Raw genomic sequence first — 5448 nt, 5'->3', positions numbered from 1 at the left:
GGGGGGGAGCCGGTACGGCTCGTGCAGCTGCTGGACGAGGCGGTCGAGCGTGCGGCCGCGGTCGTCGCCGAGACCCGCCCCGACCTGGACCAGGAGGACCGCGCGGAGATCGCCCGCAAGGTGGGCATCGGCGCGGTCAAGTACGCCGACCTGTCGGTGGCGCACGACACCGAGTACACCTTCGACTTCGACCGGATGCTGGCGCTGACCGGCAACACCGGTCCCTATCTGCAGTACGCGCAGGCCCGGATCCGCTCCATCTTCCGCAAGGGCGGTGTGGATCCGGAGCAGGCCCGCGGGCAGATCACGGTCGCCGCGGACGCCGAGCGGGCCCTGGCCCTGAAGCTGCTGGGCTTCGGCCCGACGGTCGCCCAAGTCGGTGACCTGCTGCAGCCGCACCGGCTCTCCACCTACCTGTTCGAGCTGGCGCAGTCCCTGACGGCGTTCTACGAGCACTGCCCGGTGCTGACCGCCGACAGCGACGCCGAGCGCGAGTCGCGTCTGGCGCTGGTCGCGGTGGCGCTGCAGGTGCTGGTGCAGGGCCTGGACCTGCTCGGTGTGGAGTCGCCCGAGCACATGTGAGCCCCGTGTGCGGGAGGCCCTCGGACCGCGGCCGAGGGCCTCCCTTTTTCTGGAACTCGGTTCCTGGAACGCCTCTGGCCTGCGAGATCGAGTCGAATATCTCGCCCGACTCGGCCCGAAGGGACTCCCACATCTTGCGGTGGCGACCTATCGTGTGGGCAAACCCCGCAATCCAGACATACGGGAGTCTTGTCCATGTCGCCCACGACCGAACGCGTCGGGCCCGCACCGGGTACCTGGCACCTCGACCCGCTGCACTCCAGCCTGATCTTCGTGGCCCGCTACCTCAGCTTCGGCCGGGTCCAGGGCACCTTCGGCCAGGCCCGCGGCATCGTCGAGGTCGCCGAGGACCCGGTCGAGTCCACCGTCGCCGTGACCGTGGAGACCTCCAGCGTCAACACCGGTGTGGCCGCCCGCGACGCGCACCTGCGCTCGTCGGACTTCCTGGACAGCGACACCTACCCGGAGCTGCACTTCCGCTCCACCGCGGTGGTGCCCAACCGCCGTAAGGAGAACGCCTTCACCCTCCACGGCGAGCTGACCGTGCACGGCAAGACCAACCCGGTCTCCATGCCCGCCCAGTGGGTCGGCGAGGCGCCCGACCTGTCCAACCCGGACCACATCTACGGGCACTTCTTCTCCGCCAACACCCAGATCTCCCTATCGGACTTCGGTGTCGACGACGGCGGCCCCCTGTCCTGGGGCGGGCGCCTGGTCGGCGACACCGTCGACGTGGTTCTCGAGGTGCGCCTGCAGGACACCGACCCGACCGGCTTCCTGCGCGAGGTCGGCCACATCGACTGACGGCCTCGGGCAGGCCCTGGGGCCGGCCGCGGGGGCCGGCCCTCCGTCGTACGGTTCAGCCCTGCAACAGGGCCTCGACCTCGTCCCGACCGGCCATCGAGGAACTCGCCCCGTGGCGCTGCACCGACAGGGAGGCCGCGGCGGCCGCGAACCGCATCGCGTCCTCGGGGGAGCGCCCTTCCGCACGGGCGACCGCGAAGGAACCGCAGAACGTGTCTCCGGCGGCCGTGGTGTCCACCACCGTGACCGGGCGCGCGGGCACCCGCACCGGATCGGCCCCGCGGGCCCCGTACAGCGAACCCTCCGACCCGAGGGTGACGAGCACCTCCGGAACCAGTTCCAGCAGCGCGGCCAGCGCCTTGTCGGGGTCGCTCTCCCCCGTGATCGCTGCGGCCTCGTGCTCGTTCGGCACCAGCACGTCCACGTTCTCCAGCAGCTCCGGCGGCAACTCGCGCGCGGGCGCGGGCGTCAGGTGCACCGGAACGCCCAGTTNCCGGGGAGACGCCAGCCGGCATCGGCAGCTCCAACTGCAGCAGCAGCGCGTCGGCGCCCTGGACGAGCTCGGCGTCGGCCTCGCTGGCGCCCTCCACGGTGCCGTTGGCTCCCGGCACGACGATGATCGAGTTGGCGCCGCGACCGTCGACGACGATGTGCGCGACACCCGAGACCCCGGGGACGGTGCGCAGCCCGCGCACGTCGATCCCGGACTCGTCCAGGCCCCGGCGCAGGAGCGCGCCGAAGGGATCGTCACCGACCGCGCCCAGGAACGACGTGTCCGCCCCGGCTCGCGCCGCGGCCACGGCCTGGTTGGCGCCCTTGCCGCCGGGCACCTGGCGGAAGTCGGTCCCGGTGACGGTCTCACCGGAGGCAGGCACCTGGTCGGTGTAGGCGACCAGATCCATGTTGACGCTGCCCAGGACAGCGATGCGCGGGGTACTCATTTGCCGGCCTCCTTCGGCTTCTCGGCGGGCTCGCCGCCGGCGCCGTCCAACCCGACGATGACGGGGGCGTGGTCGGAGGCGCCCTTGCCCTTGCGTTCCTCACGGTCGATTCCGGCACCGCTGACCCGGGCGCGGAGTGCCGGTGAAGCCAGGACGAAGTCGATGCGCATCCCCTTGCGCTTGGGGAAGGACAGACCCTTGTAGTCCCAGTAGGTGTAGACGCCGGGCCCGGGTGTGTAGGGACGTGCGACGTCGGAGAAGCCGGCCTCGACCAGTTCGGAGAAGGCGGCGCGTTCGGGCGGGGTGACGTGGGTGAGCCCGTCGAAGGCCTCCATGTCCCACACGTCGTCGTCCTGCGGGGCGATGTTGAAGTCGCCGACGTAGGCGATCTGGGCGTCGGGGTCCTCGGCCAGGCGTGCGGTGCCGGCCTCGCGCAGGGCCTCCAGCCACCGGAGCTTGTACGAGTAGTGGGGGTGGTCGATCTCGCGGCCGTTGGGCACGTAGAGGCTCCACACCTGTACACCGTCGCAGTCGGCGCCGATGGCGCGGGCCTCGGCCTCCTCGGGGTCGCCGTATCCGGGCTGTCCCGGAAAGCCGATCCGCACGTCCTCGAGCCCGACGCGGGAGGCGATCGCGACGCCGTTCCACTGGGAGAGGCCGTGGTGGGCCACCTGGTAGCCGCGGTCGGTGAAGACGGACTCGGGGAACTGGTGGTCCCGGGACTTGGTCTCCTGCATGGCGAGGACGTCGATGTCACTCCGGTCGAGCCAGGCACCGATGCGTTCGGCCCGGGCCCTGGCACTGTTCACATTCCATGTCGCGATACGCACAGGGAAAAGGCTAGAGCACACTGCTCCCCGCCGTGGTTCGTCCTGCCGCGTGGGGAAGCGCATGCGCCCCGGTACGGCCGTCCTCCGTACCGGGGCGTCGCGACGCCGGCATGCGCTCGGGGTGTGTCGCACTGGGTTGGACGGCCTGGGGCCCGGCAGGGTTCGCATCGGGCCAAAGGTTTTTCCGGAGAATCCGGGCGTGCGGCCACCGAGGGTGAAACCCGCAGGTCCCGGGAGGGCGCCGCAGGCACCGGTTTTCCAGGCGCGGGCAGCTACGGGCGTCGGACGGGACACTGGAGGGTAGGGAATGTGAGGCAGCACACACCCCTTCTCCCGACGAGGTGAGCGCCATGGTCGAGCACCGCACCACCACCGACAACGGACCCGAGGTGGACGAGAAGCAAGCGCGGGCCGTCGCCGAACAGGCCCGCGAGAGCACGTGGGAGCTGCCGAGCTTCAGCAAGGAGCTGTACCTGGGCCGGCTCCGGCTCGACCTCGTCCACCCCTTCCCGCAGCCTGGGGAGGAGGCCCAGCAGCGCGGCAAGGCGTTCATGGCGGAGCTGCGGTCGTTCTGCGAGGGCATCGACGCCGCCCGCATCGAACGCGAGGAACGCGTGCCCGACGAGGTCATCGACGGGCTGCGCCGCATCGGGGCCTTCGGGATGAAGATCCCGGCCGAGTACGGCGGCCTCGGGCTCAGCCAGGTCTACTACAACCGGGCCCTGACGCTCGTCGGGTCGGTGTGCCCGGCGATCGGGGCGCTGCTGTCGGCACACCAGTCCATCGGCGTGCCGCAGCCGGTGAAGATGTTCGGCACCGAAGAGCAGAAGAAGGCGTTCCTGCCGCGCTGCGCGGGGGGCGACATCAGCGCGTTCCTGCTCACCGAGCCCGACGTCGGAAGCGACCCGGCCCGCCTGCATGCGACCGCCACGCCCACCGAGGACGGGTCGGCCTACCTCCTGGACGGCGTGAAGCTGTGGACGACCAACGGTGTGGTCGCCGACCTGCTCGTGGTGATGGCCCGGGTGCCCGAGAGCCCGGGACACCGCGGCGGGGTGAGCGCGTTCGTGGTGGAGGGCGACAGCCCCGGCATCACCGTGGAACGACGCAACCGCTTCATGGGCCTGCGCGGGATCGAGAACGGCCTCACCCGGCTGCACCAGGTGCGGGTCCCGGCCGAGAACCGGCTCGGCAAGGAGGGCCACGGGCTGCGCATCGCACTGTCCACGCTCAACACCGGCCGTCTGTCCCTGCCCGCCCTGTGCGTGGGTGCAGGGAAGTGGTCGACCAGGATCGCCCGCGAGTGGTCTCGCGAACGGGTGCAGTGGGGGCGTCCCGTCGGCAAGCACGAGGAGGTCGCCAAGAAGATCTCCTACATCGCCGCGACCACCTACGCGATGGAGGCGATGCTCGAGCTGGCCGGGCAGATGGCGGACGAGGGCCGCAACGACATCCGCATCGAGGCGGCCATCGCCAAACTGTGGGCCTCCGAGCACGCGTGGACCATCGCCGACGAGCTCGTGCAGATCCGGGGCGGGCGCGGGTACGAGACCGCCGAGTCCCTGGCGGCCCGCGGCGAACGGGGTGTGCCGGCCGAGCAGATGCTGCGGGACCTGCGCATCAACCGGATCTTCGAGGGCGCGACCGAGATCATGCACCTGCTCATCGCCCGCGAGGCCGTGGACGCGCACCTGTCGGTCGCCGGCGACATCATCGACCCCGACGCCGAGACCGCCGACAAGGCCGGAGCCGTGGCCCGGGCGAGCGGGTTCTACGCCAAGTGGCTGCCCACGCTCGCCGTCGGGCAGGGTCAGGTGCCGTCGGCGTTCGTGGAGTTCGGCCCACTTGCCCAGCACCTGCGGTACGTGGAACGCACCAGCCGCAAGCTGGCCCGGTCCACGTTCTACGGGATGTCGGTCTGGCAGGGGAAGATGGAGACCAAGCAGGCCTTCCTCGCCCGGCTCGTGGACATCGGCGCGGAGCTCTTCGCGATGAGCGCGGCCGTGGTGCGGGCCCGACACGACGTCGACCACCACCCCGAGCGCGGGTCCGGGCCCTTCGAGCTCGCCGACGTCTTCTGCCGCCAGGCCCGTCTCCGGGTGGCCACGCTCTTCGAGGGGCTGTGGTCCAACACCGACGACGTCGACGGCAAGCTCTCCCGGAGGCTGCTCGGCGATTCCTACACGTGGTTGGAGGAGGGAGTGGCCGACCCGTCGCTTCCGGGGCCGCTCATCGGCGGTTCCGAGACGGGCCCCTCCCTGGAGGAGGACCTGCACCGGCGGATGGGCAGC

The 5448-nt window shown here is 71.1% G+C and carries 4 protein-coding genes and 1 pseudogene; 3 read left to right on the top strand and 2 right to left on the bottom strand.

Annotation, left to right across the window (positions count from 1 at the left end; genetic code table 11):
- Both argS and D474_RS0108795 read left to right on the top strand, forming a co-directional pair.
- Positions 1–582: arginine--tRNA ligase domain-containing protein (gene argS / locus D474_RS0108800; RefSeq protein WP_152476696.1), on the top strand; the 582-nt coding region annotated here is incomplete at its 5' end.
- A gap of 195 nt (positions 583–777) precedes the next feature.
- Positions 778–1386, top strand: coding sequence for a YceI family protein (locus D474_RS0108795; RefSeq protein WP_017613215.1), 609 nt, complete (start codon positions 778–780; stop codon positions 1384–1386).
- A gap of 55 nt (positions 1387–1441) precedes the next feature.
- Here the strand turns inward: D474_RS0108795 and D474_RS28065 are convergent.
- Together D474_RS28065 and D474_RS0108785 are read right to left on the bottom strand one after the other, a co-directional pair.
- Positions 1442–2327: pseudogene (locus tag D474_RS28065) on the bottom strand (ribokinase).
- Positions 2324–3157 (bottom strand): exodeoxyribonuclease III, encoded by an 834-nt coding sequence (locus tag D474_RS0108785; protein WP_193373984.1) that lies wholly within the window; start codon positions 3155–3157, stop codon positions 2324–2326. The pseudogene D474_RS28065 and the gene D474_RS0108785 overlap by 4 nt, the downstream one beginning before the upstream one ends.
- Positions 3158–3507: 350 nt before the next feature.
- Here D474_RS0108785 and D474_RS0108780 point away from each other — a divergent pair.
- The coding region (locus D474_RS0108780) for an acyl-CoA dehydrogenase family protein (RefSeq protein WP_017613212.1) at positions 3508–5448 on the top strand (1941 nt) is incomplete at its 3' end.

Origin of the sequence: Nocardiopsis salina YIM 90010 (assembly GCF_000341025.1) — a bacterium.
Lineage (GTDB): Bacteria > Actinomycetota > Actinomycetes > Streptosporangiales > Streptosporangiaceae > Nocardiopsis > Nocardiopsis salina.
This window is presented reverse-complemented; position numbering and strand designations above follow the sequence as displayed.

What these genes read in the sequence shown, in the direction of transcription:
- D474_RS0108795 (WP_017613215.1), top strand. Translation starts at nt 778, where the DNA reads ATGTCGCCCACGACCGAACGCGTCGGGCCCGCACCGGGTACCTGGCAC.